This is a genomic window from Streptomyces sp. AM8-1-1, assembly GCF_032229325.1.
Taxonomy (GTDB): Bacteria; Actinomycetota; Actinomycetes; order Streptomycetales; family Streptomycetaceae; genus Streptomyces; species Streptomyces achmelvichensis.
On sequence record NZ_CP135086.1, the window covers coordinates 1,398,784 to 1,424,149 of the forward strand.

Consider the following 25,366-nt stretch of genomic DNA (forward strand, 5'->3'; position numbering starts at 1 on the left):
GGGGCGGTAGGGGCCGGCTGTCGACGGTTCGCCCGCCCGGCGCCGACGTACGCCCCCTGAACGGCCCTCACGCGGGCTGCCGACGCCCGGCCCCCGGGCGACGATGGGCTCGCTGTCCGCGCACGCGACGAAGGTGAGGAGGCCCATGACCGGCGCGCAGACCGAGACCGGGCCCCGACGGCGGGTGGGGAAGCGACGCTGGCGTACGTGGCTGCTCCAGGGCAGTGAACAGGCGGCCCGGTACCCCGCGCCGCACGGCGAACCGCCGCCCGACCACCCGGGCAATCCCTGGTGGCGCGTCATGTGCCTCAGCGGCGTGGACTACTTCTCGACCCTGGGCTACCAGCCCGGTATCGCGGCGCTCGCCGCGGGGCTGCTGTCCCCGATCGCGACCCTCGTCCTGCTGGCGCTGACCCTGTTCGGCGCCCTGCCCGTCTACCGGCGGGTGGCCAAGGAGTCACCGCACGGCGAGGGCTCGATCGCGATGCTGGAGCGGCTCCTGACATGGTGGTCGGGGAAGCTGTTGGTCCTGGTGCTGCTGGGTTTCGCGGCCACCGACTTCGTCATCACCATCACTCTTTCGGCCGCCGACGCCGCGGCGCACGTGGTGGAGAACCCGTTCGCGCCGCACTGGATGCACAACTCGGGCATCTGGATCACCCTGATCCTCATCGGACTGCTGGGTGCCGTCTTCCTCCGTGGTTTTCACGAGGCGATCGGCATCGCGGTCCCCCTCGTGGCCGCGTATCTCGGGCTCAATCTGGTGGTGCTGGTCTCCGCCGCCTGGCAGGTGACCGGGAAGCCCGTGGTGATCGGCGACTGGTGGAGCGCCATGACCGCCGAGCACTCCTCTCCCCTGGCCATGATCGGTGTGGCACTGCTGGTGTTCCCGAAGCTGGCGCTCGGCATGTCCGGCTTCGAGACCGGCGTGGCGGTGATGCCGCAGATCAAGGGCGGTCCCGGCGACACGTACCGGAATCCGGCCGGCCGGATCCGCGACACCCGCAAGCTGCTGACCACCGCCGCGCTGACGATGTGCTGCTTCCTTCTGCTGTCCAGCCTGGCCACCACCCTGCTGATCCCGCAGGAGGCATTCCAGGCCGGCGGCCCGGCGAACGGGCGGGCGCTCGCCTATCTGGCGCACGAGAATCTGGGCGAGGTCTTCGGCACGGTCTACGACCTCTCCACCATCTGCATCCTGTGGTTCGCCGGAGCGTCCGCGCTGGCCGGGCTGCTGAACCTCGTACCGCGGTTCCTGCCCCGCTACGGCATGGCGCCCGAATGGGCACGGGCGGTGCGGCCCCTCGTCCTGGTCTTCATGGCGATCGCCGTGATGATCACGGTGTACTTCGACGCGAACGTCGACAAGCAGAGCGGCGCGTACGCCACCGGCGTGCTGGTCCTCATGCTGTCGGCGGCCTTCGCCTCGACGGTCGCGGTGCACCGCAGCGGCCGCCGGCGGGCCGCGATCGGATTCGGGACGATCACCGCCGTCTTCGCGTACACGCTGGTCGCCAACATCATCGAACGGCCCGACGGCATCAAGATCGCGCTGCTGTTCATCTTCGCGATCATGGTGACGTCCTTCGTCTCCCGCGTCCGCCGCGCCTTCGAGCTGCGTGCGGTCGAGGTCGTCCTCGACGGCAGGGCGGCGCAGTTCATCGACGAGGCGGCCGCCGAGGGGCCGCTCCAGCTCATCGCCAACGAGCCGCAGGAACACAGCACGGCCGCCTACCGCGAGAAGGAACGGAGCCAGCGCGAGGAGACCCCCATCCCGCTCGGACGGCAGGTCCTCTTCCTGGAGGCGTTCGTGAAGGACTCCTCCGATTTCAGCGCCGACCTGATCGTCCATGGCGACGAGAAGCACGGCGTGCGCCGGCTGCGGGTGGAGGGCACGACCGTGCCCAACACGGTCGCCGCGGTGCTGATGTCGCTGCGCGACAGAACGGGCCGGGTCCCCCACGCGTACTTCACCTGGACGGAAGGCGGCCCGATCGGTCAGCTGTTCCGCTTCCTCGTCTTCGGCAGCGGCGAGGTGGCACCGGTGACACGCGAGATCCTGCGCCGTGCGGAACCGGACCCGGCCCGCAGACCCCGGGTGCACGTGGGCTGACGAGGGCTAGGATCTGCCCTCGAACGAACGGGGGCCATGACGGTGTCGATCTCGCTGAGCCGCCGCGGCTGGCTCCTTCTGGGCGGCCTCACCGTCGTCGGCGGCGGTACCGGCATCTACGCGGCCACCGATGACGACCCCTCCCGGGCGGACCGGGAGAGAGTGCGCACGGACACGGCCCCGCTCCGACGGCGGTTCACCTCCATCGGGCAGCTGTCCGATCCTCACTGGCTCGGCTTCAACCCGAACCGCCACGGACGTGCGTCCGTCCCCGAACCCGATCCGCAGATCCGGGTGGTCGGCATCGCCCGGCTGCCGGCGGGCAGAGCCGCGGCCGTCGTCGGCCTGACCGCGTACGGCTTCTCCCCCGGGGTCCCGGAGCCCGCGCCCACGGCACTGGAGAGGTTTCTGCCCGAGCATGCCCGGTGGCTGACCAGCCCGCGCTACGACCGGCACATCACGCAGGCGGTCTACCGGGGCCGGTTCCACTTCGATCTCGGCACGAACAGCGTGTACTTCGACACGGTCAATCCCGAGTTCGTGCCCGGGGTGGTGGATCCGACGGAGGCCGCCGAACCGGTCGTGTGACCGAAGCAGGGCACCGGCCGCGGGCCTCTTGACTTCACAAGACCCCCGCGCGACCTTCTCTGACGACCCATCAGCATGGCGCCGCACCGCCCCCGTCACCCCACTGGAGCGACTCACCATGCCCGAGATCACGCCGGTACCGGACACCATCGGACCCTCGCGCCGCCATGTCCTCGGGGCCGCCGGCGCGGGGCTCGCCGTCGCCGCCGGTCTGCCGGCGGCCTCCGCCCACGCGGCGGAGCCGCCTCTCCTCGGGACGTACGACGTCGTCGTGGTCGGCTCCGGTGCGGCCGGGATGACCGCCGCGCTCACCGCCGCGCGTCGCGGGCTGAGCTGCGGGGTCGTGGAGAAGGCGCCCACGTACGGAGGTTCGGCGGCCCGGTCCGGCGCGGGGATCTGGATTCCGAACAATCCGGTGACCCTCGCCGCGGGTGTGCCCGACACCCCGCAGAAGGCCGCGGCCTATCTGGCCGCCGTCGTCGGGGACGAGGTCGGCGCCGACCGGCAACGGGCGTTCCTCGCGCACGGACCGTCCATGATCTCGTTCGTGATGGCCAACAGCCCGTTGCGATTCCGCTGGATGGAGGGCTACAGCGACTACTACCCCGAGCTGCCCGGCGGACTGTCGGTGGGACGGTCCATCGAGCCCGCCCAGTTGGACGGCAACATCCTCGGCGCGGAGCTGAGCCGGCTGAACGCTCCCTACCTCCCCGTCCCCGCCGGGATGGTCGTCTTCAGCGCCGACTACAAGTGGATCGCCCTCGCCGCCGTCAGCATCAAGGGTGCCGCCGTCGCGGCCGAGTGCCTGGCCCGCGGGACCCGGGCCGCCCTGCTCGGACAGCGGCCGCTCACCATGGGCCAGGCACTGGCGGGCGGACTGCGGGCCGGGTTGATGAGCGCGGGGGTACCGGTGTGGCTGAGCACCCCGCTCTCCGATCTGCACATGGAGAACGGCCGGGTCACCGGCGCGGTCGTGACACGCGGCGGCGCACCCGGGCTCGTCCGGGCCCGGCGCGCGGTCGTCGTCGGGTCGGGCGGCTTCGAGCACAACGCGGCGATGCGCGACCGCTATCAGCAGCAGCCGATCGGCACCGACTGGACGGTGGGCGCCAAGGAGAACACGGGTGACGGGATCCGGGCGGGTAAACGGGCAGGAGGGGCGCTCGCCCTGATGGACGACGCCTGGTGGGGGCCGGCGATCCCGCTGCCGGGCGAACCGTACTTCTGCCTGGCCGAACGCACCCTGCCGGGCAGTCTCCTGGTCAACCAGGCCGGGGCGCGGTTCGTCAACGAGGCGGCGCCGTACAGCGATGTCGTCCACGTCATGTACGAGCGCAACGCGAGCTCACCGGACATCCCGGCGTGGCTGGTGGTCGACCAGAACTACCGCAACCGGTATCTGTTCAAGGACATCGCGCCCACCTTCGTCCTCCCGGACTCCTGGTACGCGTCCGGTGCCGTGCACACGGCGTGGAGCCTGGACCAGCTGGCGGGGCGGATCGGCGTACCGGCGGCGGCGCTCCGGGCGACCGTCAACCGCTTCAACAGCCAGGCCCGCGCGGGCTCGGACGCCGACTTCCACAGAGGCGACAGCGCGTACGACCACTACTACACCGACCCCGGGATCGCGCCCAACTCCTGCCTGGCACCGCTGTGGCTGCCGCCGTTCCACGCGTTCCGGATCGTGCCCGGTGACCTCGGCACCAAGGGCGGCCTGACGACCGACGCCCGCGCCCGGGTTCTCCGCCCCGACGGCTCCGTGATCCCGGGCCTGTACGCGGCGGGGAATGCCAGCGCGGCTGTCATGGGGCGCAGTTACGCCGGGGCGGGCTCGACGATCGGTCCGGCGATGACGTTCGGCTACATAGCGGCGAACGACATCGCGGACAGTCCCTGAGCCCGCCCGGGTCCGAGCGCGACGGGAACTGAGCCCCGCGCCGGCCCATGCCATGAGCACCGGCCGGCCCGTGTTTCGACTCCCGGGCCGGCCGCCCACCGCGTCGTCGGCCCGCCCCAACGACCGGGGCGCGTCCGCTAGTCCGCCGCGATGTCCAGGTGCGGCAGGTAGTGGTCGAGACGGTCGCGCTTCGTCCACTGGTAGGACTTGTTCTCCTCGCTCGGCGGAATCAGCAGCGGCACCTGGGAGTCGATCTTGATCCCGTGCCGTTGCAGCGACTCCCGCTTCCGCGGGTTGTTGGACAGCAGCCGCACGGACCGCACGCCGAGGTCGTGCAGGATGTCGGCCGCGACCTGGTAGTCACGCGCGTCGACCGGCAGCCCCTGGGCGATATTGGCCTCGACCGTGTCCATGCCCTCCGCCTGGAGTTTCATCGCACGGAGTTTGGCGAGCAGCCCGATCCCCCGGCCCTCATGTCCCTGGAGGTAGACAAGAATGCCGCGGCCCTCCTTGACTATCGCACCCAGCGCCGCGGACAGTTGCTCGCCGCAATCGCAGTGCTTGGAGCCGAAGACATCTCCGGTGAGACACTCCGAGTGCAGTCGGGTGAGCGCACCTTCGGTCTCGACGTCTCCGTAAACGAGCACCATTTGCTCCTCACCGCGATTGCGGTCGAGGTAGCCGATGGCAAGGAAATCGCCGTGCACGGTGGCAAGCCGGACACTCACCGCGCGCTCGACTCCGGACGGACGAGTACCGTCGTCGTCGAACACGTCATCACTTTCTATCATGGCTCGATCCTAACCGGGCAGGTGGTAATTCCAAGGCGGCGTGGGGGAAAATGAGAGACGACGCATCAACCGAGTGCCCGGTTCATCACGTTCGACCGGCCATATCCCTTGCAGTGACGTACGAAAGGCCGGAACGACATGAGCGGTTCGGGAACACCACAGTGGGCTTCGGGCCTGCTCCCGACGGACACCACGGAGGACGTACGGGCCCGCCGGGCCGACGTTGCCGTGCTTCCCATCGGCAGCTTCGAGCAACACGGAGCATTTCTCCCCCTGGTGACCGACACGGTCATCGCCGGCACGATCGCCGCCGAGATCGCCGCCGCGCATCCGGTTCTCCACCTTCCTCCCGTGACGGTGTCCTGCTCCCACGAGCATGCCGCCTGGCCGGGTACTGTCAGTATTTCCGCCACGACGCTTTATGCCGTGGTCCGTGATATCGCCGACTCCCTCCGCCGCTCCGGTATCACCTCGCTGATTCTGGTGAACGGGCACGGCGGAAATTACGTGCTGCGTAATGTTGTTCAGGAATCCGCCTCCTTCAGCGGTATGCGGATGGCTCTTTTCCCGGGCTCGGGCGACTGGGCTGCGGCCCGGACGAGAGCCGGTCTGGAGACCTCGTCGCACAGCGATATGCATGCCGGAGAAGTGGAGACATCCATCCTGTTGCACGCCCATCCGGACGTGGTCCGTCCCGGTTATGAGACGGCGGATCACGTCGCCGACGACCGCAGGCATCTGCTCACTCTCGGTATGCCGGGCTATACGGAGTCCGGTGTCATCGGCCGCCCGTCGCTGGCGTCCGCGGATAAGGGGAAGGAGCTGCTGGCCTCACTCGTCGATTCCTTCGGTGAATACCTGTCACTTCTCTCCGGGGAGGAGGCGCGATGAGTGTTCACGGCACCTCCCTGACGGAGGAACAGGCGTGGGAACTGCTGCTCGGTGTGCGCTCCGAGGCGGATGCCGAGGCCGCCGGGCTGGTGCTCGGCCGGGACGGGGTCCGGCGGTGGAGCCAGGACGCTTCGCCCGAAGCGGAGGCGCTCGCCGATCTGTATCTGCCGCTGTGCCTGGCCGGTCCGCGTCTGACCGTCGCTCAGCTCGGTCAGAGCGTCGACGGCTTCATCGCCACGCGTACCGGCGACGCCGACTTCGTCACCGGCGAGGAGGACCGTCGTCATCTGCACCGGCTCCGGGCGCTCGCCGACGCTGTCGTGGTCGGGGCGGGCACCGCCGTCTCGGACGATCCCCAGCTGACGGTGCGCGCCTGCGCCGGTACCAACCCGGTGCGTGTCGTGCTCGATCCGCGCGGCCGGGTCCCTCTGGAGCGCAAGGTCTTCACCGATGGGTCAGCTCCCACTCTGTGGGTGGTCGGCGCCGGCGGCGGCCACGAGAAGCGGGTGCGCGACAGTGTCGGTGGCGGCAGTGGCGGTGTTGACGTGCTGACGCTGCCGGACGACGACGCGTTCGCCCCCCGTCGGCTGGTCGAGACCCTGGCGAGCCGCGGTCTCGGCCGGATGCTGATCGAGGGCGGCGGTGTCACCGTGTCGCGCTTCCTGCACGAGCAGGCACTCGACCGGCTGTACGTCACCGTCGCACCGGTCCTGCTGGGCGACGGCGTTCCCGGTCTGCGCTTCGCGGGCACGTCCGTGATGCGTGAGGCGCTGCGTCCGCCGACGCGGCGCGCCATGCTCGGCGAGGACACCCTTTTCGAGTTCGGACTCGGAACGCCGTAGCCGCACGAGCCACTGCCCGGCAAGCACGAGCATGCCGGGCAGACTCGCGGCGAACGCGAGAACTCCGTACACCACGGCGACGGTCAGGCCCTGGGCCGCGCCGAGGCCGGCGGCGCCGAAGGCCCAGGCGGTGGCGCCTTCTCTTGGGCCCCAGCCGCCGACGTTGAGCGGCAACGCCATGGCGAGCAGCGCCAGCACCATCAGCGGGGCCAGTTCGGCGAAGGGCGCGGTGGAGCCGGCGGCGCGGGCCGCCACGAGGAACATCGCGAGGTGGCCCGCCAGTACGGCGACGGACGAGACCACCACGGCGGGCCAGCTCCCGCGGGCCAGCAGCGCGGTCCGCGCCTCGGTGAGCGTGGCGCGGACCGCCCTGCGCCAGCGGGAGGTTGCGGGCTTGCGGCGCCGGCGGACGGCGGCCGCGACACCGAGGGCGCACAGCGCCGCGAGTACGACGGCGGCCAGGGGGGACGCGACCGCGTCGCGGGTCACGGCCAGGACCGGCGAGGGCAGCGTGAGCAGGATCGTTACGCCTGCGACGAGCAGCACGATCTGGCCCGCCGTCCGCTCCAGGACGACGGCGCGGACCCCCCGGCCGATGTCGCCCGTGTTCTGCCCGTGCCGTACGGCTCGGTGCACATCGCCGAGTACGCCGCCGGGCAGTGCCGCGTTGAGGAACAAGGCCCGGTAGTAGTCGGCGACGGCGCCGCCGAGCGGCAGTTTGATGTTCAGTCCGCGGGCGACCACGCACCACCGCCAGGCGCTGAGGACGGTGGTGAACAGACCGATGCCGAGCGCGGCGAGGAGGGTGGGACCGTCGATCCTGCGCAGTCCGTCCAGGAAGGCGCCGGTGCCCAGGCGCCACAGCAGCACCGCGAGGATCGCCGCACCGGCGACCGTGCCGATCCGGCCCTTGAGGTTCTGTGCGCTCATGACGTCCCGCCCGTCGGCCGGGGCAGTGCCAGCAGATCGCTGTGGTGCACGACCACCTCCAACTCGCGCGCGGCGCAGGCCGCCAGGCGGCGCCGCAGATACTCGACGGCACGCGGCCCGAGGTCCGGGCGTTCCTCGCACGCGGCGCCGACCCAGCCCTGCAGCCACTCCCCCGTCAGCTCCGACTCCTCGGCGCCGAGCCGCCACGGGCTGGCGTGCACCCGCACGGTCATGCCGTGCCGTGCGAAGGCCTCCGAAGCCTGCGTCACGGCGTCGGGGCCCAGCAGTCCGCCGCGCCGCTGGTGGGCGTTGAAGGCCTCTTGGATCTCGGCGTCGAGCGGGTCGGCGGGGGTCAGTTCGACCCGGCCCATGACGGACAGGGCCAGCAGCGCCGGGCAGCCGGCCTCGGCACAGGCCGCGGCGAGAGAGTCGATCTCCTCGCGGGTCAGGACGTCCAGCAGGGCCGACGCCGTCACGAGTGAGGCGCCCGCGAGGGTCGCGGCGGTGAGACCGGCGAGATCACCGCGTACGGTCGCGACCGTGACGGGGCTGCCGTCGTCGGCGGTCCGGGGGGTTCGGTCGGCGGCCAGTACGAGCAGTTCGGGATCGCGGTCGTGCAGGACCCAGTGCTGCGCGCCGGTCAGCCGGGGGGCGAGCCAGCGGCCCATGGACCCGCTGCCGCAGCCGAGGTCGTGGATCACGAGACCCGTGCCGTCGTCCTGACCACTCGTCAGAGCGCTGATCAGGGGGGCGAGGAGTTCACGCGCGCGTGCGGCCGCGTCGGCGGGCTCGCGCAGCTCCAGCCACTCGGGGGCGTAACGAGGCACTTCGGTGGCGGTCATGCGACCCTCCGGGGTTCGTGCAGGAGGTGTTCGAGTGCTCCGGCGAGATGACGCGCTGTCGTCTCCCAGCCGTCGAGCACGGCGCGGCGGCCGAGTGCCGCCGCCTTCAGTTGCCGGCGCAGTTCGGGCTCGTCGAACCAGCGGCGGAGCGCCGCCGGGAGGGCCGACGGGTCCTCGGACCGGACGAGGATGCCCGGCACACTGCCGTCGGGTGCCCGGCCGACCGCCTCGGGGAGTCCGCCCACGGCCGTCGCGAGGACGGGCACGCCGTGGGCGAGTGCCTCGGTGACGGCCATGCCGTACGTCTCGGCGTACGAGGTGAGGACGAGCAGATCGGCGGCGGCGTAGTGGGCGGCGAGTTCTTCCCGCGGGAGCGGACCCGCGAGCCGGACACGGTCGGAGAGACCGGAGTTGCCGATGAGCTCACGCAGCCCGGAGACGTAGCCGGGGTCGTGGTCGAGGCCGCCGACACACAGACAGGACCAGGGCAGGTCCGCGACGCCCGCAAGCGCCTTCACCAGCCGGTACTGGCCCTTGCGCGGAGTCACGGCCGCCACGCACAGCAGCCGCGAGACACCGTCGGTGCCGGGTGCCGCGGGCTCGGTGTCGACGCCGGGGGCGGCGACATGGAGCCGGTCGGGTGCGAGCCGGTGGTGGGCCGCGAGGCGGCGTGCCGCCCAATGGCTCGTCACCACGACCGCCCTGACGGCGCGCAGGGTGTCGCGCTCCAGGGCGTCCAGCTCCGCCGCCTTGGCGGCGACCAGTCCCGTCTCGTCGCCGAGCGGCAGATGCACCAGGACCACCAGGCGCAGCCGCTCCGCCTCGGGGACGACGATGTCGGGCACCCCGCAGGCGACGATTCCGTCGACGAGGACGAGGGAACCGTCGGCCTGCTCGGCCAGGATGCGGCGCAGTTCGTTGCGCGCCGCGGCGTCGGGCTGCGGCCAGCCGCCCGCGACGGTGTGCTCGTGGACCTGCCAGCCGATACGGGACAGGTCCCGGCAGACCCGGCGGTCGTACACGTTGCCGCCGCTGGGTGCGGCGGGGTCGTCGACACCACCGGGCATGACGAAGTGCACCGCGCGCGAGGGCGGGGTGGCGGCGTCGGCACGGTCCACGGACGTCACAGCGTTCGCTCGTAACTCGCCCACGCGATGTGGGACTCGTGCAGCGTGACCGTGATGCCGGCGATCTCCCGGGCGCCTTCGCCCAGTGCACCGGCGTGCACCCGGTCGGCGAGACGGTCGGCGATGACCTTGGCCAGCGCCTCCGTGGAGGTGTTGATGCCCGCGAAGTCGGGCTCGTCGTCGAGGTTGCGGTAGTTCAGCGCGGCCACGACGGTGCCCAGCTCGGTGGTGGCGAGGCCGATGTCGACGACGATGTTGTCGGCGTCGAGTTCGGCACGCCGGAACGTGGCGTCCACGAGGAAGGTCGCTCCGTGCAGGCGCTGCGCGGGTCCGAAGACCTCTCCACGGAAGCTGTGAGCGATCATGAGGTGATCGCGGACGGTGATGCTGAACAACGGACGATCCTCCAGGTACGGCGCCTCTGACCCCCTGCCGGGGTCTGTCGTGTAGTACGGCCGGCCTGTTCTCCTTGTTCAGGCCGGATCAGCAGCAGATTCGTACAGAACCCGGAGACACATCGCAGGCAGGTCGCCCGAGGCGAGCCGCGGCAGTACCTCCGGAAGCTCGTCGAACGCGCACTCGCCGGTGACGAACGTGTCGAAGACGGGGTCCGCGAGAAGATCGAGCGCGATGGCGAGCCGGTCGGCGAACGTCCGGCGGGAGCCCCGGGCCGGGGACACGGTCCCCACCTGGCTGCTGCGGACGACCAGCCGGCGGGAGTGGAAGGCCTCCCCGAGCGGCAGGCTGACGCGGCGGTCGCCGTACCAGCTCAGTTCGAGAACCGTCCCCTCCGGGGCGAGCAACTCCAGCGAGCGGGTGAGCCCGGCCTCGGTGGCGCTGGCGTGGACGACGAGATCGCAGTCGCCCTTGGCTTCCTCGGGGAGCGCGAAGTCGACCCCGAGGGCCTTGGCGACGGTGGCACGGCCGGGGTCGGCGTCGACCAACTGGACGCGTACGGCGGGGAACCGGGCGAGGACGGCGGCCACCGACGCGCCGATCATGCCCGCTCCGACGACGGCGATCCGGTCGCCGACCAGCGGCGCGGCGTCCCACAGGGCGTTCACCGCGGTCTCCACGGTTCCGGCCAGCACGGCCCGCGCGGCGGGCACCCCGTCCGGCACCGGTGTCACGGCGCTCGCGGGGACGACATAGCGGGTCTGGTGCGGGTAGAGACAGAAGACGGTACGGCCGACCAGCTCCCGCGGCCCCGCTTCCACCAGGCCGACATTGAGGTACCCGTACTTCACCGGGCCCGGGAAGTCGCCCTCCTGGAACGGCGCCCGCATCGTCGTGTGCTGGTTCTCCGGAACTCCGCCCCGGAAGACGAGAGTCTCCGTCCCTCGGCTCACCCCCGAGTAGAGGGTGCGCACCACGACGTCGTCGTCCGTGGGGGCCGGCAGGGACACGTCCCGGATCTCTCCGTGGCCGGGTGAGCGGAGCCAGAAGGCGCGGGCGGTGAGCTCCATGAGGCGTCCTCCTGAACATTCGGGCAGCGGTCCACGTACTGATCTTTACGAAGCCGCGGACACGGTACGCGGCACTCACGGACTCTGTCACACAGCCGGAGGACACACGGTGACCTTGAACGACACGCTCGACAGGAGGCTCCTGCACCAGGAGACGGCCGTGGGTGCGGGTGCTCAACTGCTGCTGCTCGCCCTCCTCGGATCGGCGATGGGTCTGGGGCTCGCGGGGTGGCTGACGGGCCTGGCGTTCGCGCTCGTCACCTGGGCCGTGCTCACCCGCGCCCTGTCCCGCTCCTGGCTCCGCTCCTTCGGCGCGGCCAACCGCGTCACGCTCGCCCGGGCCACGCTCGTCGGCGGAGTGACCGCGCTTGTCGCGGACTCCTTCGAGAGCCCCCGCCCGGTCACCGTGCTGGTCGCCCTGACAGCGGTGGCGCTGATACTCGACGCGGTCGACGGCAAGGTGGCCCGGCGCACGGGAACGTCGTCCGCACTCGGGGCGCGCTTCGACATGGAGGTCGACGCCTTCCTCATCCTGGTGCTCAGCATCTATGTCGCCATGTCGCTGGGTCCCTGGGTGCTGCTGATCGGCACGATGCGCTACGCGTTCGTCGCCGCGGCCCGCGTCCTCCCCTGGCTGAACGGCGCCCTCCCCCCGAGCACGGCCCGCAAGACGGTGGCGGCGCTCCAGGGGATCGTGCTCCTGGTGGTGGGCGCGGAAATCCTGCCGCAGTGGCCGGCGCTGACGGCCGTGGGCATGGCGCTCGGCCTCCTGCTGTGGTCGTTCGGCCGGGACATCAGGTACCTGTGGCGGGTGCGGAACGTTCCGGAGTCGGAGGTCTTCGCATCGCCGCGTCGTACGGCGGCGGACGCGGTGCGGCACAGCTCGGCTGCGTAACGGGCCCGGCCCGTACGCGCATTGCGGCACAGCTCTCAGGACCCACGGCCCTGAGGCGCCGGGGAGTCCCGCCTGTGTGCGCCGGACGGCAGCAGAAAGACCCAGGTGCGGTACGCCCAGAACCGGAAGGCCGTCGCGGCCGCGAGGCCGAGTGCCTTCACCAGGTTGTTCTGCAGGACGCCGTTCCAGCCGAGCCAGTAGGTCGCCGCGTAGAGCGTTCCGTTCTCGATCAGCAGACCGACGAGGCTGAAGGCGACGAACAGGGAGAACTGCCGGGCGGGGCTGCGCTTGTCCCTCTCGCGGTAGGTGAAGTAGCGATAGCCCAGGTAGTTGAAGACGATCGCCGCGGCGGTGCCGGCGATACTGCATCGCACGACCGACTCGGACGTGGCCGCGCGGCACAGATTGAACACGGCGAAGTTCACCGCCACACCGAGGCCGCCGACCGTGCCGAACCGCAGCATCTCGCGCATCAGCGGGGGCGGCGTCGCGTTGTGCCTCGGCTTCGCCTCGTGCATGGGCAGCTCCGGGACGGGACGAGACACGCGCCGGTCGTGACCGGTCACGTGCGACTGGGCCCTCGTCGGGTGATGCGCTCGACGCCACCGCTCCCGCGCGACGGGTCTCCCCTGGACGAAGGGGTCCGCCCGGGCGGCAGACACACCACCTATGCCCGGGGACCTCGTGTGCGTGGTGCGTGGCGGAGGCAGTTCACCCGGTCGCTCCACAGCACGGGGCGTACGAGCTGCGCCGCGACACCGGATCCGCGGACAGGAACGGGGGCGGCGGGCAGGTCACGGGCCCCTGCGGCGCGACTCCGGCCGGCATGACACACCGTCATTCCGCGTGCCGAGCGGGCGCCACGCACACGGAAAATGTGCCGATGTGCCCGGAACCTAGGCAGCCGGACCGTCCGGACGGTATCTTGCGCTCCCTGAGTGCACGGCACGGCGCCCCGGGGGTGGGGAAGGGAGAGGCCACGATGCAAGGACACGGTCCTCCGTTCCGTCCCGGGTACGAACGCACGGGCGGCCTCGCCGATTCGGTGTTCGAGGCCGCTCTGCGTCATCCCTCCCTCGTGCAGGTGTCACGCCGCACCGGGCGGGACGAGGGCACCTGGGAGCCGGTGACCGCGCGGGAGCTGTGCGATCAAGTCGTCGCCGTGGCCAAGGGGTTCCTGGCCAACGGCATCCGCTTCGGCGACCGCGTCGCGCTCATGTCCCGTACGCGCTACGAGTGGACGGTGCTGGCCCACGCCCTGTGGTCGGTGGGCGCGGAGATCGTTCCCGTGTATCCCACCTCGTCCATCGAGCAGGTGCGCTGGATCCTCAACGACGCCCAGGTCAGGGCGATCGTGGTCGAGCACGAGAACCACGCGATGACGGTGGCGGCGGCCTCCGACTCGCAGTCGGCCCTGACCGCGATCTGGCAGATGGACCGGGGCTGTGTGGCGACCCTCGTCGAGGAAGGGCTCACGCTGGACGACGAGATGATCCACCGTCACCGTGCCGCGGTGCTGCCGGACCAGATCGCCGCGATCACCTACACCTCCGGCACCACCGGCAGCCCCAAGGGCTGCCTCATCACGCACGGCAACCTCGCCGCCGAGTGCGACATCCTGCTCGAAGGGTGGGGCGGCATTCTCGCCGAACCCGGTGTGCAGCCGTCGATCCTCAACTTTCTTCCCGTCGCGCACATTTACGGCCTGATGGTCGGGGTCGCGTGTCTGCGCGGCGGCATACGGCTGGGCCATCAGCCCGATCTGAGCCCCGAGTCGCTGCTGCCGGCCCTGTCGTCGTTCCGGCCGACGTTCCTGTTCGCGGTGCCGTACATCTTCGAGAAGATCTTCCACAAGGCCCGCCGGACCGCCGAGGGCGCGGGCAACCTCGGCCTCTTCGACAAGGCCGCCGCCGTCGCGGTGCGTTACGCGGAGTCCCTGGAGCGCCAGTCGACCGGCGCGGGCCACGGTCCGGGTCCTTCCCTGAAGGTCCTGCACGCCGTGTACGACCGTCTGGTGTACACCAAACTGCGTGCGGTACTGGGCGGCCAGGTACGCACCGCGGTCTCGGGCGGCTCCACTCTCCGCCGCGAGCTCGGGCTGTTCTTCGCGGGCGCGGGCGTCACCGTGTACGACGGCTACGGCCTCACCGAGACCGCGGGAGCGATCACGGCACAGCCGCCGGGCGAGGTCAGGTTCGGCACGGTGGGCCGGCCGATTCCGGGCTGCGCGGTGCACATCGCGGAGGACGGCGAGGTGTGGGTGGCCGGCGAGACGGTCTTCGCGGGCTATCTCAACAACCCGAAGGCCACCGAGGCGGTGCTGCGGGACGGGTGGTTCGCCACCGGTGACACCGGCCATCTCGACGAGGAGGGCTACCTCGTCATCACGGGCCGCAAGAAGGACATCATCATCACCAGCGGCGGCAAGAGCGTGGCCCCACTGCCGCTGGAGGAGCAGCTGCGCCACCATCCGCTGATCTCCCAGTGCCTGATCGTCGGCGACGACCAGCCGTACATCGCCGCCCTGATCACGGTGGACCCGGAGGCGCTGGCGCACTGGCTGGCCCTGAAGGGGAAGCCGCAGTGGGACGTGTCGGCGATGACGGACGACGAGGACCTGAGGGCCCAGATCCAGCGCGCGGTCTCCCGGGCCAACACCCGGGTGTCCCAGGCGGAGTCCATCCGCGCCTTCCGGATCCTGCCGAGGGAGTTCACGCTGGACTCCGGTCTGATGACACCGACGCTGAAGCTCAAGCGGCGGGCGATCGCGGGGGCGTACGCGGCGGACATCAACGCGCTCTACCGGCGGTGAGGGGGCCTCGCCGGGCGACCGGCACGGAGTGAGCGCGGTGCGCGGGCCGGGCGGGTGCGGCCCGAACCGGACCCCGTACCTTTCGAGCCCGGAAACAAAAGAAACCCCACATCATGTGGGGTTTCTCCGTGGTGTCCGAGGGGGGACTTGAACCCCCACGCCCGATAAAGGGCACTAGCACCTCAAGCTAGCGCGTCTGCCATTCCGCCACCCGGACAAGGTGTGTGTCGGCCGTGAGCATCCCCGCGGCGACATGGACAACAATACCAGGGGTTCAGGGCCCTCCGTGACTGCCTTTTCCCGGGGCCGGGATCGGTCGTGACCAGGCAGGACGAGCCCGGCGCGCGAGCCGGGCGGGCCCGCCGGGCACTCCGTTCCGGCCCCGGCCGGGAGCCTGCTCGCGCACCTGCCGGCGTATCCGCAGCGTCACACCGGTCACCCCCCGTGCTCGCCTCCGTATGCTCACCGGCTCCGCGCACGAGGACCGGGCGGCGTCAGTCCTTGCGGCCCGTCGCGGCGACCGTGACGCCGAGGCCGATCATGGTCACCCCGCCCACTCCGCCGACCAGTGCCAGCCGCCGCGGCGACCTGGCGAACCAGCTCCGCGCGGTGGCGGCGACCAGCCCCCAGACACTGTCGCAGGCCAGCGCGATGACGTTGAAGACCAGGCCGAGCAGCAGCATCTGGCCCGTGACGTTTCCCTGGCCGCGGTCGACGAACTGCGGCAGCACGGCGGCGAAGAACACGATGGTCTTCGGGTTGGCCACCCCGACGGCGAACCCGTCCGCGAGCGTGCGCCAACTGCTGTGCACAGGGGCGTCGCCCGAGAACGCGGCATGCAACGACCCGCGTTCCCGTACGGCCTTGATCCCCAGATACACCAGGTACGCGGCGCCCACCAGCTTCAGCGTCGTGAAGACGACGACCGAGCGTTCGACCACGGCACCGACCCCGAGGGCCACGGCGACGACGAGGACGTAGGCACCGAGCGTGTTCCCCACGACGGTGGTCAGCGCGGCGCGACGGCCCTGCGCCAATGCCCTCCCGACCACGAACAGCACGCTCGGGCCGGGTATCACGATCAGCAGGAAGGACATCGCCGCGAAGGCGAGGAGACGGTCGGTGGAGAGCATGCGGCCGATCGTAGCCAGAGCGCCACGCTCGCTCGCAGCCCTTTTTCTGCCTGCGGGTTCTCTGCCCGCTGGCCACCGGCACATCGTCCGCCGGCGGGCACGATCAGTGCAGTCGGGACAGCGCCTGCTCCAGCTCGCCCGGGGTCGGAACGGGGCCGGGCAGGGACGCGCCCGTGGCCCGCAGCCCGTTGAGGAGGATCGCCAGCGGACGCCGCCAGGCACCGGGCGACGCCGCCTCGGCGGCCGGGACGGCCCGGCCCAGGGCGGCGAGGACGAAGAGCAGGTCCTCGACCGTCACGTCCTCGCAGACCGTGCCGCTCTCGCGGCAGCGGGCGAGGAGCAGTCCGAAGGTCTCGGCGTTGTGGGCGTACAGGCCCTCCAGCGAAGGGATCCCGGGGATCGTCGTGGTCATCAGGTCGGTGACGCCCCGGTCGGCGGCGAGTCCCGTGAAGATGTGCGTCACGTAGTCGACCAGACCCGCCCACGGATCCTCGGCCTCGCGGGCACGCTCGCCCGCTTCGCGCGTCGCTGCCAGCAGATCGTGGAACACCGCCTCGATCAGGGCGGCGCGGTCCGGGAACCGCCGGTAGAGCGTGGCGTTGCCGACGGCCGCCCGGCGGGCGATCACGTCGAGGGGGGCTTCCACGCCCTGCTCCGCGTAGACCTCCCGCGCTGCTTCCAGGATCCGTAGCCGGTTGCGCTCCGCGTCTTGTCTCACGCCCTCACGCTACCCGAACCGTGGAGCACTCCCCACTTTCTGCTACGGTCGGAAACCGGAAGCGGGGAGCAGTCCCCACTTACGGCTGCTGCCGCCGTCATCCGCCGCACGTCCACGCCACCGGAGGGCAGGCACCGTGACACTCGTCGAACTGGTCCCCGACCAGGACCGCTTCACCGCCGATCCGCACAGCCGCTACGCGGAACTGCGCGCGCAGGGAGGCATCCACCATGTGCTGCTGCCGTCGAAGGAGGCCGCCTGGCTGGTGACCGACGCCCGAGCGGTACGGGCCGCGCTGGCCGACGAGCGGCTGCGCAACGACGTACGGCACTCGGCGTCCTGGACCCACGACGGCGGGTACGCGATCGGACGGAACCTGCTCCAGGTCGACCCGCCGGACCACACCCGGCTACGCCGGCTGGTGGCACGCGAGTTCACCCGGCACCGCGTCCAGGCGATGCGCGGGCGCGTCCAGGAGATGGCCGACGGCCTGGTCGGCGCGCTGGCACCGGCGGGAGAGGCCGATCTCGTCGATGCCTACGCCTTTCCGCTGCCGGTGACCGTGATCTGCGAACTGCTCGGCGTACCGGGCGAGGACCGGGCCCCCTTCCGTGCCTGGTCCGCCGAGATCGTCGCGGCCACCAGCCACGAGGCCGCGTCGGCCGCCGGCCTGGCGATGACGGCGTACCTCACCGACCTCATCGCGGCCAAGCGCGCCCTCCCGTCCCCCACGGAGACCGAGACGGCCGGCTCGGCTCGGGGCGACCTGCTGCACGCTCTCGCCCACGCGGACAGCGCGGAAGAAGAGCCCCTGACGGCACCGGAGTTGCTCGGGATGGCCTTCCTGCTCCTGGTGGCCGGCCATGAGACCACGGCCAACCTGATCTCGAGCGCCGTGAACCTGCTGCTCCGCAACCCGGCGCAGCTCGCCGCCCTGCGCGCGGACTGGACCCTCCTCGAAGGCACCGTGGAAGAGGCCATGCGCTACGAGCCGCCTGCCCTCGCCGCGGCCTACCGCTATCCGGTCACGGACGTGACGATCGCGGGCACCACGGTCCCCCAGGGCGAACCCGTCGTGCTCAGCCTGGCCGCCGCCAATCGCGACCCGGCGGTGTTCGCCGATCCGGACCGCTTCGACATCCACCGTGACCCGGCCACCACGCGTACGCATCTGTCGTTCGGCCACGGCATCCATCACTGCCTCGGCGCTCCGCTGGCCCGCATGGAATCCGCGATCGCCCTGCGCACCCTGCTCGAAGGCCTCCCGGACCTCGCTCTCGCCGACCCGTCCGCCCCGCCGGCGTGGCGGCCCAGCCTGCTGCGAGGACTGGACCGGCTTGCCGTGACGTGGTGAGGCGGAGCCCGAGCGGGGCCGCAGGCGTCAGTCGGCCATCATCTCCCGTACCAGGGGCGCCACCTTGGTCCCGAACAGCTCGATATTGGTCATCACCGCGTCGTGCGCCATGCCGTGCATGCCGTACTTCAGGTCGAAACGGGTCGCGTCCAGGTCGGTGAGCGTCCTCACGATCTTGCGGGCCACGGTCTCGGGCGAGCCGACGTGCAGTGCGCCCCCGGGGCCAACGTCGCGCAGAAGAGTCTCGCGGGTGGGGGTGCGGAAGCCGCGCTCGCGGGACACCCTGCGCATCGCGGCCTCCAGGGCGGGCAGGAACTCCTCGATCGCCTGCTCGTCGGTGGCCGCGACGTGCCCGGGCGCATGGATACCGACCGGCCGCTGTGGCTGACCGAACTGTTCCAGCGCCTGCCGGAACAGCTGTGAGAAGGGTGCGAAGCGGGCCGTCTCGCCGCCGATGATCGCGAGCATGAGGGAGAAGCCGTAGCGGGCGGTGCGGACCACCGACTGAGGGCTGCCGCCGACACCGATCCAGGTCGGGATCGCCCCCGACTCGCTGTGCGGGTAGACCGGGAGACCGTCGAGGGACGCGCGGGTGTTGCCCGACCAGGTGACCGGCTTCTCCTTCAGGAGCTCGGCGAACAGGCCCACCTTCTCCTCGAAGAGTTCCTCGTAGTCGCTGAGCTCGTAGCCGAAGAGGGGGAACGACTCGGTGCTCGATCCCCTGCCGAGGATGAGCTCGGCCCGGCCGTTCGACACGGCGTCGAGGGTGGCGTACCGCTGGAAGACGCGGACGGGGTCGTCGGAGCTGATGACCGTCACCGCCGAGCCGAGGCGTATCCGTGAGGTCCGCGACGCGATGGCGGCGAGGACGACGTCGGCGGCCGACAGGGGCATCGTGTCGGTGTGGTGCTCGCCGATGCCGAAGTGGTCGAGGCCGACCTGGTCGGCGAGGACGCCTTCCTCCACGAGATGGCGGATGGTCCGCGCGTGTGACATCGGACGGCCGTCGCGGTCATCGGTCACATCGCCGAACGTGTCCAGGCCGAGCGTGAGGTCTCCCCCATCGGTCCGGCCGGTCGAAGGGCTGGTCATGTCGTACTCCCTGCATGGTGTGACGCGTGGTTCTCGCGGTCGCGTCGCGCGTCACGGGTGGGTCAGGTCGCGATGCGCCGCAGTGCCTGGGTGAGCCGGGCCAGATCGGCGCCTTCGAGGTGGTCGAAGACATGACGGCGGGCGCTCGCGAGATGGGCGGGCCAGGCCTGTTCCAGCCGGGCGAGGCCTTCGTCGGTGAGTACGGCGTTCCAGCCGCGGGCGTCCTCGTCGCAGCGGGTCCGCGCGACCAGACCCTGGGTCTCGAGGCGGGTCACCACGCGGGTCATCCCGCTGAGGGAGAGATTGCACGCGGCGGCGAGCTCGTTCATCCGCATCAGCCGGTGCGGCGCCTCGGAGAGGTGCATCAGGGTCGTGTACTCGGAGACCGGGATGCGCTGCTCGCGCATCATGTCGGCGTCGATCACGCGCGGCAGAACGATCATCACGCGACCGAGCTCGCGCAGCAGCGCTTCCTCGTCGGTGCTCAGGGGTCGCAGCGGCTGCTGCTCGGCGTCGGTCATATCTCGATAGTACTTGCTTGACGAAGCAAGTTCTAGGTGGATACTTGACGAGGCAAGGACCTGTAGGCCGGATCACCACAGAGTCCGGATCACGACAGATTTATCGAGGGACACCCATGACCAAGATCGGCATCATTCTCGGCAGCACCCGCCCGGGGCGTAACGGAGAGGCCGTCGCCCGCTGGGTGCACGACATCGCCGCACAGCGCGACGACGCGGAGTTCGAGCTCGTCGACCTGCTCGACTACAAGCTCCCCCACCTCGACGAGGCGTACCCGCCGTCACTGGGCCAGTACTCGCAGCCGCACACGCTGAGCTGGGCGAGCAAGATCGCCTCGTTCGACGGCTTCGTGATGGTGACGCCGGAGTACAACCACTCCACCTCCGGCGCGCTGAAGAACGCCATCGACTTCCTCTACGCCGAGTGGAACAACAAGGCCGTCGGATTCGTCAGCTACGGCTCGGCCGGCGGCACCCGCGCGGTGGAGCACCTGCGCCTGATAGCAGGCGAGCTCCAGATGGCCGATGTGCGGGCGCAGGTCGCGTTGTCGCTGTTCACCGACTTCGAGAACTTCAGCGTGTTCAAGCCGGGCGACTTCCAGCGGGACGCACTCACGACGACGCTCGACCAGGTCGTCTCCTGGAGCCAGGCGCTGGCGCCGCTGCGGGCCGCCTGAGACCGGGCGGGACCCGGGGGCCGGGCCCCCGGCGTCGGCACCTCGGCAGACGTCCGCGCCCGGCGGTCAGGGCAGCAGTTTGTCGATGGCACCGGGGCCTTCCTCGGCCAGCTTGCGCTGCGCCCAGGCCAGGTTCTCGGGGGTGAGGTCACGACCTGAGGCGAGAACGAGATCCTCGGGTGAGACCTCACCCTCGGAGCCGGTGTGCAGCAACGAGTCGGGCGTGACGGAGTCATCGGGCGGGGGGTTCGCGCCGGACTGTGGATCGTTCATGGTCTCTCCCTGTTCGGTCCGATGTGTCCCCTCGTACCCACCCCCCGTCCGAGCGCGCTCCCGCGCCTCCTAAAACACTCGTCTGGCCGGTGCGGCACGCGTCCGACCGGCAGTGGTCTGCTTTTCGGGGACCCCGGGTGCCGACGGACATCCGGCGCTTCGTAGGGTGAATCCCTGGGGAGTGGTCCGGCCAGGGCCAGTGGGAGCGTGGGGGCTAGATGTTCAACGGCGAGGACGTCGGGACTGTCCGGGGGCACGGGGCGGTGCCGGACCATGGGTAGACACGGACGAGGACCCGAGACGGACGGCGACGACTCCGCACCGGCCTCCGGCCGCACCACACTGAGCGGCCTCGTCACGCGCCTCAGGGTCGCGCGCCTCCGGGAGGCGATGCAGCAGCCGAACGTCAAGCGGATCGTACGGGCGCTCGGACTGCGCACCCGGCTGGCGGACATGTGGCACAGCGTGGACTACCCGCGCTCGACCCGCCAGGGCTGGCGGCGCTGGGTGCCGTCGTGGCGCCAGTCCCTGAGTCTGTTCCTGGTCTCCACAGCCGGTGTGACGCTGCTGGTGATGTTCGCCTACGTCAAGACCGACATCCCCAAGAACCTCAACGGGTTCGCCACTCAGCAGGACAACATCTACTACTGGTCCGACGGGACGCAGATGGCGCGGTCCGGCTGGGTCAGCCGGCAGGAGACGTCGCTCGACCAGGTGCCGGAGGACGTCCAGTGGGCGGTTCTCTCCGCCGAGAACGCCAACTTCTACTCCGACCCCGGCATCTCCGTGTCGGGCATCGTCAGAGCACTCGGTCACATGGTCGGCGGCGGCGACACCGAGGGCGGCTCGACCATCACCCAGCAGTACATCAAGAACGCCTATCTGAACCAGGACCAGACCTACTCCCGGAAGTTCACCGAAGTCCTGCTCGCCGTGAAGCTGGACAACCGCCTGAGCAAGAAGGAGATCCTGGAGGGCTACCTCAACACGAGCTGGTTCGGCCGCGGGACCTATGGCATCCAGCGGGCGTCGCAGGCGTACTACGGCAAAGAGGCCTCGCAGCTCAACGCCAGCGAGGGCGCCTTTCTGGCCTCACTGCTGAAGGGCGCCGCGCTCTACGACCCGACCATCAGCGCCAAGAACCGCGAACGCGCGGAGCAGCGGTGGAGCTGGACGCTCGACCGTATGGTGGCGGTCGGCAAGCTCTCGCGCGAGGAGCGGGCCCGGTACACGAAGTTCCCCGAGCCGAAGAAGGCGGCCCCGCCCGGCAATCTGAGCGGTCAGCAGGGCTATCTCGTGGAGCTGGCGAAGGACTACACGTCCAAGCACGTGGAGATCTCCGACGCCCAGTTCGACCTCGGCGGCTACCAGATCTACACGACGTTCGACAAACAGCGGGTCGCCTCGCTGACCTCGTCGGTGGAGAAGGTGCGGGCGAAGCTCGACCCGAAGAAGCGTCCCACCGACACCTACGTGAAGACCGGCGCCGCGTCCGTCGCCCCGAACGGCCGCATTCTCGCCGTGTACGGCGGGCCCGACTACCTCAAGCAGGGCTTCAACGAGGCGAACGCGGTGACCGTGCCCGCCGGTTCGGCCTTCACCCCGTTCGTGTACGCGGCGGGGCTCGCCGAAGGCGTCCAGAAGGAACGGGAGGCGCCGCGCGTTCCGGTGTCCCCGGACACCCTCTACAACGGCAACGACAACGTCGCGGTCCGTACGCCGGAGGGCCCGTACTGGGACCGCAGCGGCAAGATCGTCAAGGGCCGCAACGACGATAACCGGTCGTGGGGCCAGGCGATCAGCCTGCGCACGGCCATGGCCAACTCGGTCAACACCCCGTTCCTCCAGCTCGGCATGGACGTCGGCCTGGACAAGGTCCGCAAGACCGCGGCCGACTCCGGGCTGCTGACGTCCAGCTTCGGGCGCTCCATACCGGAGTTCTCGCTCGGCAACTCCAAGCCCAGTGCCATCCGTATGGCGACCGCGTACGGGACCTTCGCCGCGGAGGGCATGCACACCGAGCCCTACTCGGTGCTGAAAGTGACCCGTAACGGGAAGCTGCTGCGGCTGCCGCGGCCGGACGCGGACCGGGCGATGAGCCCCGATGTGGCCGCCAAGGTCACCGACGCCCTCCGGGACTCGGTGCAGGAGGGCAGCGGACGGGCGGCCAAGTCGGTCGGCGAGGACGCGGCCGGCAAGACCGGGACGACACAGGACGACACGGCGGCCTGGTTCGTCGGGTACACACCGCAGGAGTCCACGGCGGTGGTGCTCTACCGGACGGACCTGAGGAAGCTGGAGCTGCTGCCGCTCAAGGGGCTGGGCGGGCCGGACGCCGGCTCACCGGTCTCGATGGCGACGAAGATCTGGAAGGACCACATGGCGTCGGCGCGGTGACCGGCGCACGCGCCCCGGCACCGGCCGGGGCGTGCGCGGCCCCGGGGCGCGTCGACAGGTCTGCCGCGCCCCCTGACCCGCCTCAGTCGATCAAGGCCTTCCAGTCCGGGGACTGCGCCGGGTCGAGGCCGCGCAGATTGGCGAGGACCTGGGGGTCCTGGACGTCGAGCCAGTCGCTGAGCTCCCGGAACGACACACACTTCACGTCGGAGCGGGGGCAGACCTTCCGCATGACGTCCTCCACGGCGTCCATGTAGATGCCGCCGTTCCAGTTCTCGAAGTGGTTTCCGATGAACATGGGGGCGCGGCTGCCGTTGTAGACCCGCTCGAACCCGTTGAGGTAGGCGTCCCGGGTCTCCTTCTCCCACTCCGCGTAGCGCGACGGATCACCTTCGGTGGTACCGCCGGACTGGTTGTAGAGGAAGTTGAAGTCCATGGCGAGGACCTGGAGTTCCTTGTCCGGGTAGGGCAGGAGCTGGAGCGGGAAGTTCCAGATGCCGTTGATCTTGGACGGCCAGATCTGGAAGTCACCGGACGAGCTCGCGTCGTAGCGCCAGCCGAACTTCTTGATCGCGGGGATCAGGTTCTTCTGGCCCTCCAGGCACGGAGCGCGACCACCCACGGTCTCCTTCTGCACGTCGAAGGGCAGCGGCGGCAGATCCTTCATGCCCGTGTTCGTCTTCCACTTCTTGACGAACCCGTAGGTCTGCTCGATCTCGCTCTTCCACTCCTCGACGCTCCAGTCGCCGCCGCCCTTCTCACCGCAGAAGTGGCCGTTGAAGTGGGAGCCGATCTCGTTGCCGTCCTTCCAGGCGCCGCCGAGCTCCTTCAGGGTGGTGCGGATGTGCTCGTCCGTGGGGTACGAGATCGCGGCCGCGCCGACGCCGTGCTGCGGCGGACGGTAGAGACTGGCCTTGTCCTTGGGCAGCAGATAGATGCCCGTGAGGAAGAACGTCATGGTGGCGTCGCTCTCCCTGGCCACCTTGCGGAAGCGGGAGAACGTCCGGTCGTCGCCCTCCAGGGCGCCGTCCCAGGAGAACACGACGAACTGCGGGGGCTTCTCCCCCGGCTTGAGCTTCTTGGGCTCGAGCTGCTTGGGCTGCGGCCCGGTGTAGGAGGTCGAGCCGTCCCCCAGCACCTTGGTCGTGCCGTCCCACTTCTCCTCGTCGTCCTTGGCGGACTTCTCCCCCACGCCACTGCGTGACGCCGCGTTGGCGGCGCCGTCCCCGTCCCCGCCGGTCAACGCCAGGATTCCCACCGCTCCGGCCACGATGGCGGCCACCCCCGCGGCTCCGAACCGGATGCGTGCCCGTTTACGGGCACGGGCACGCGCCTGGGCCCTCACACTCTGCGCCATAGAATTCCGCCCCCAGAAAAACAAACACATGCCCCCGGTTACACCTGTCCGAATATACGTGTTGATTCGGAACAGGGCGGAAGTGGTCCGTGATGTGACGTGTTTTGCACGGGCGGATGTGGCCGACGCGCCGCGAGTGACGGTGCCTCGGTCCCCGTCCCCCGACGTCAAACCGGTCGACCGCCGATCCGGGACACCTCTACGGTGTCGACCATGACCGGCCTGCCTGTACGGGTACCCGACGTCCGTGTTCACGTCAAGATGAACATCGGCGCCTGCGGCCCTTTCGCGTACATCGTCGCCACCTTCGAACCGCCCCGGGCGGACGCGGCGTTGGAGCTCCGGAACTCCCTCCCGGAGGACCGGCTGCCCCCGGAGTACGTGCCGGCGCTGCGGGAGGGCCTGCTGGACGGGCTGGGCGGAGTGGCGGCCGCGGTACTGCTCACGGACGGCAGGCACCACGAGGTGGACTCGTCCGAGTACGGCTACCGGATCGCGGGCCGACAGGCCGGCCGCGCGGCGCTCATCGGCGCGGGCCTGCTGCCGCCGGAGGAGTGCGACTCCGTGCGCTGGGCGACCTGGCCGGGCCGGCTCCGGCCGTGGCCGGGGTCCGTCCGGCCGCAGACGTGACCGGACCGGCACGCCTCGCG

At 70.5% G+C, this 25,366-nt stretch carries 23 protein-coding genes, 1 tRNA gene and 1 pseudogene; 11 read left to right on the forward strand and 14 right to left on the reverse strand.

Annotated features, from left to right (window positions below; genetic code table 11):
• The first annotated feature begins 145 nt into the window (after window positions 1–145).
• The 3 genes from RPQ07_RS06310 (at window position 146) to kstD (ending at window position 4,598) form a co-directional block, all read left to right on the forward strand.
• A complete protein-coding gene (locus tag RPQ07_RS06310; protein WP_313943039.1) occupies window positions 146–2,113 on the forward strand; it encodes an amino acid transporter in 1,968 nt (655 codons plus the stop codon).
• 36 nt (window positions 2,114–2,149) lie between these two features.
• The gene (locus tag RPQ07_RS06315; RefSeq protein WP_313943040.1) at window positions 2,150–2,701 is read left to right on the forward strand and encodes a hypothetical protein; all 552 of its coding nucleotides are present in this window, start codon (window positions 2,150–2,152) and stop codon (window positions 2,699–2,701) included.
• Between the two features lie 118 nt (window positions 2,702–2,819).
• Window positions 2,820–4,598, forward strand: a complete 1,779-nt coding sequence (gene kstD, locus RPQ07_RS06320) for a 3-oxosteroid 1-dehydrogenase (protein ID WP_313943041.1) — start codon at window positions 2,820–2,822, stop codon at window positions 4,596–4,598.
• A gap of 137 nt (window positions 4,599–4,735) precedes the next feature.
• Here the strand turns inward: kstD and ribA are convergent, their stop codons facing one another.
• Window positions 4,736–5,389, reverse strand: a complete 654-nt coding sequence (ribA, locus tag RPQ07_RS06325) for a GTP cyclohydrolase II (protein ID WP_313943042.1) — start codon at window positions 5,387–5,389, stop codon at window positions 4,736–4,738.
• A 138-nt stretch (window positions 5,390–5,527) separates the two neighbouring features.
• Here ribA and RPQ07_RS06330 point away from each other — a divergent pair, with 138 nt between their 5' ends.
• A complete protein-coding gene (locus tag RPQ07_RS06330; RefSeq protein WP_313943043.1) occupies window positions 5,528–6,280 on the forward strand; it encodes a creatininase family protein in 753 nt (250 codons plus the stop codon).
• A complete protein-coding gene (locus tag RPQ07_RS06335) occupies window positions 6,277–7,122 on the forward strand; it encodes a RibD family protein (protein ID WP_313943044.1) in 846 nt (281 codons plus the stop codon). The genes RPQ07_RS06330 and RPQ07_RS06335 overlap by 4 nt, the downstream gene beginning before the upstream one ends.
• A gap of 99 nt (window positions 7,123–7,221) precedes the next feature.
• Here the strand turns inward: RPQ07_RS06335 and RPQ07_RS06340 are convergent.
• From RPQ07_RS06340 to RPQ07_RS06360, 5 genes and pseudogenes are all read right to left on the reverse strand, one after another.
• Window positions 7,222–8,052: pseudogene (locus tag RPQ07_RS06340) on the reverse strand (lysylphosphatidylglycerol synthase transmembrane domain-containing protein); the annotation flags it as partial.
• Window positions 8,049–8,963, reverse strand: coding sequence for an SAM-dependent methyltransferase (locus RPQ07_RS06345; protein WP_413777825.1), 915 nt, complete (start codon window positions 8,961–8,963; stop codon window positions 8,049–8,051). The gene RPQ07_RS06345 and the pseudogene RPQ07_RS06340, both read right to left, overlap by 4 nt.
• Window positions 8,891–9,961 carry a glycosyltransferase family 4 protein gene (locus RPQ07_RS06350; RefSeq protein WP_313948805.1) on the reverse strand — a complete coding sequence of 357 codons (1,071 nt, stop codon included), beginning with the start codon at window positions 9,959–9,961 and terminating at the stop codon, window positions 8,891–8,893. The genes RPQ07_RS06345 and RPQ07_RS06350 overlap by 73 nt, the downstream gene beginning before the upstream one ends.
• 56 nt (window positions 9,962–10,017) lie before the next feature.
• Window positions 10,018–10,416, reverse strand: a complete 399-nt coding sequence (locus RPQ07_RS06355) for a 6-carboxytetrahydropterin synthase (protein WP_313943046.1) — start codon at window positions 10,414–10,416, stop codon at window positions 10,018–10,020.
• 78 nt (window positions 10,417–10,494) lie between these two features.
• Window positions 10,495–11,487: a zinc-binding alcohol dehydrogenase gene (locus RPQ07_RS06360; RefSeq protein WP_313943047.1), complete on the reverse strand. Its 993-nt coding sequence runs from the start codon at window positions 11,485–11,487 to the stop codon at window positions 10,495–10,497.
• Between the two features lie 109 nt (window positions 11,488–11,596).
• On the opposite strand from RPQ07_RS06360, the gene RPQ07_RS06365 reads away from it, so the two are divergent.
• Window positions 11,597–12,382 carry a CDP-alcohol phosphatidyltransferase family protein gene (locus RPQ07_RS06365; protein ID WP_313943048.1) on the forward strand — a complete coding sequence of 262 codons (786 nt, stop codon included), beginning with the start codon at window positions 11,597–11,599 and terminating at the stop codon, window positions 12,380–12,382.
• A gap of 35 nt (window positions 12,383–12,417) precedes the next feature.
• On the opposite strand, the gene RPQ07_RS06370 is transcribed toward RPQ07_RS06365, so the two are convergent.
• Window positions 12,418–12,927: a GtrA family protein gene (locus tag RPQ07_RS06370; RefSeq protein ID WP_313943049.1), complete on the reverse strand. Its 510-nt coding sequence runs from the start codon at window positions 12,925–12,927 to the stop codon at window positions 12,418–12,420.
• Between the two features lie 437 nt (window positions 12,928–13,364).
• Here RPQ07_RS06370 and RPQ07_RS06375 point away from each other — a divergent pair, with 437 nt between their 5' ends.
• Window positions 13,365–15,194: an AMP-dependent synthetase/ligase gene (locus tag RPQ07_RS06375; protein ID WP_313943050.1), complete on the forward strand. Its 1,830-nt coding sequence runs from the start codon at window positions 13,365–13,367 to the stop codon at window positions 15,192–15,194.
• Window positions 15,195–15,323: 129 nt separating this feature from the next.
• Here the strand turns inward: RPQ07_RS06375 and RPQ07_RS06380 are convergent.
• The 3 genes from RPQ07_RS06380 to RPQ07_RS06390 all read right to left on the reverse strand — a co-directional run bounded on the left by RPQ07_RS06380 (window position 15,324) and on the right by RPQ07_RS06390 (window position 17,045).
• Window positions 15,324–15,411: transfer RNA gene (locus RPQ07_RS06380), tRNA-Leu, on the reverse strand.
• A gap of 277 nt (window positions 15,412–15,688) precedes the next feature.
• Window positions 15,689–16,327, reverse strand: coding sequence for a LysE family translocator (locus RPQ07_RS06385; RefSeq protein ID WP_313943051.1), 639 nt, complete (start codon window positions 16,325–16,327; stop codon window positions 15,689–15,691).
• Between the two features lie 103 nt (window positions 16,328–16,430).
• Window positions 16,431–17,045 carry a helix-turn-helix domain-containing protein gene (locus RPQ07_RS06390; protein ID WP_313943052.1) on the reverse strand — a complete coding sequence of 205 codons (615 nt, stop codon included), beginning with the start codon at window positions 17,043–17,045 and terminating at the stop codon, window positions 16,431–16,433.
• A gap of 136 nt (window positions 17,046–17,181) precedes the next feature.
• Here RPQ07_RS06390 and RPQ07_RS06395 point away from each other — a divergent pair, with 136 nt between their 5' ends.
• Window positions 17,182–18,399 (forward strand): cytochrome P450, encoded by a 1,218-nt coding sequence (locus RPQ07_RS06395; protein ID WP_313943053.1) that lies wholly within the window; start codon window positions 17,182–17,184, stop codon window positions 18,397–18,399.
• A gap of 27 nt (window positions 18,400–18,426) precedes the next feature.
• On the opposite strand, the gene RPQ07_RS06400 is transcribed toward RPQ07_RS06395, so the two are convergent.
• Together RPQ07_RS06400 and RPQ07_RS06405 are read right to left on the reverse strand one after the other, a co-directional pair.
• Window positions 18,427–19,491: an LLM class flavin-dependent oxidoreductase gene (locus RPQ07_RS06400; RefSeq protein WP_313943054.1), complete on the reverse strand. Its 1,065-nt coding sequence runs from the start codon at window positions 19,489–19,491 to the stop codon at window positions 18,427–18,429.
• A 62-nt stretch (window positions 19,492–19,553) separates the two neighbouring features.
• Window positions 19,554–20,012, reverse strand: a complete 459-nt coding sequence (locus RPQ07_RS06405; protein WP_313943055.1) for a MarR family winged helix-turn-helix transcriptional regulator — start codon at window positions 20,010–20,012, stop codon at window positions 19,554–19,556.
• Between the two features lie 116 nt (window positions 20,013–20,128).
• On the opposite strand from RPQ07_RS06405, the gene RPQ07_RS06410 reads away from it, so the two are divergent.
• Window positions 20,129–20,689, forward strand: coding sequence for an NAD(P)H-dependent oxidoreductase (locus tag RPQ07_RS06410; RefSeq protein WP_313943056.1), 561 nt, complete (start codon window positions 20,129–20,131; stop codon window positions 20,687–20,689).
• Window positions 20,690–20,755: 66 nt separating this feature from the next.
• Here the strand turns inward: RPQ07_RS06410 and RPQ07_RS06415 are convergent, their stop codons facing one another.
• Window positions 20,756–20,962, reverse strand: a complete 207-nt coding sequence (locus tag RPQ07_RS06415) for a hypothetical protein (RefSeq protein WP_313943057.1) — start codon at window positions 20,960–20,962, stop codon at window positions 20,756–20,758.
• A gap of 273 nt (window positions 20,963–21,235) precedes the next feature.
• Between RPQ07_RS06415 and RPQ07_RS06420 the strand changes: the two genes are divergently transcribed.
• Entirely contained in the window at window positions 21,236–23,359 is a 2,124-nt protein-coding gene (locus tag RPQ07_RS06420; protein ID WP_413777706.1) for a transglycosylase domain-containing protein, read from the forward strand.
• Window positions 23,360–23,441: 82 nt separating this feature from the next.
• Here RPQ07_RS06420 and RPQ07_RS06425 read toward each other — a convergent pair whose 3' ends face one another.
• Window positions 23,442–24,716 (reverse strand): hypothetical protein, encoded by a 1,275-nt coding sequence (locus tag RPQ07_RS06425; RefSeq protein WP_313943058.1) that lies wholly within the window; start codon window positions 24,714–24,716, stop codon window positions 23,442–23,444.
• 213 nt (window positions 24,717–24,929) lie between these two features.
• On the opposite strand from RPQ07_RS06425, the gene RPQ07_RS06430 reads away from it, so the two are divergent.
• Entirely contained in the window at window positions 24,930–25,346 is a 417-nt protein-coding gene (locus RPQ07_RS06430; RefSeq protein WP_313943059.1) for a hypothetical protein, read from the forward strand.
• The last annotated feature ends 20 nt before the right edge of the window (window positions 25,347–25,366 follow it).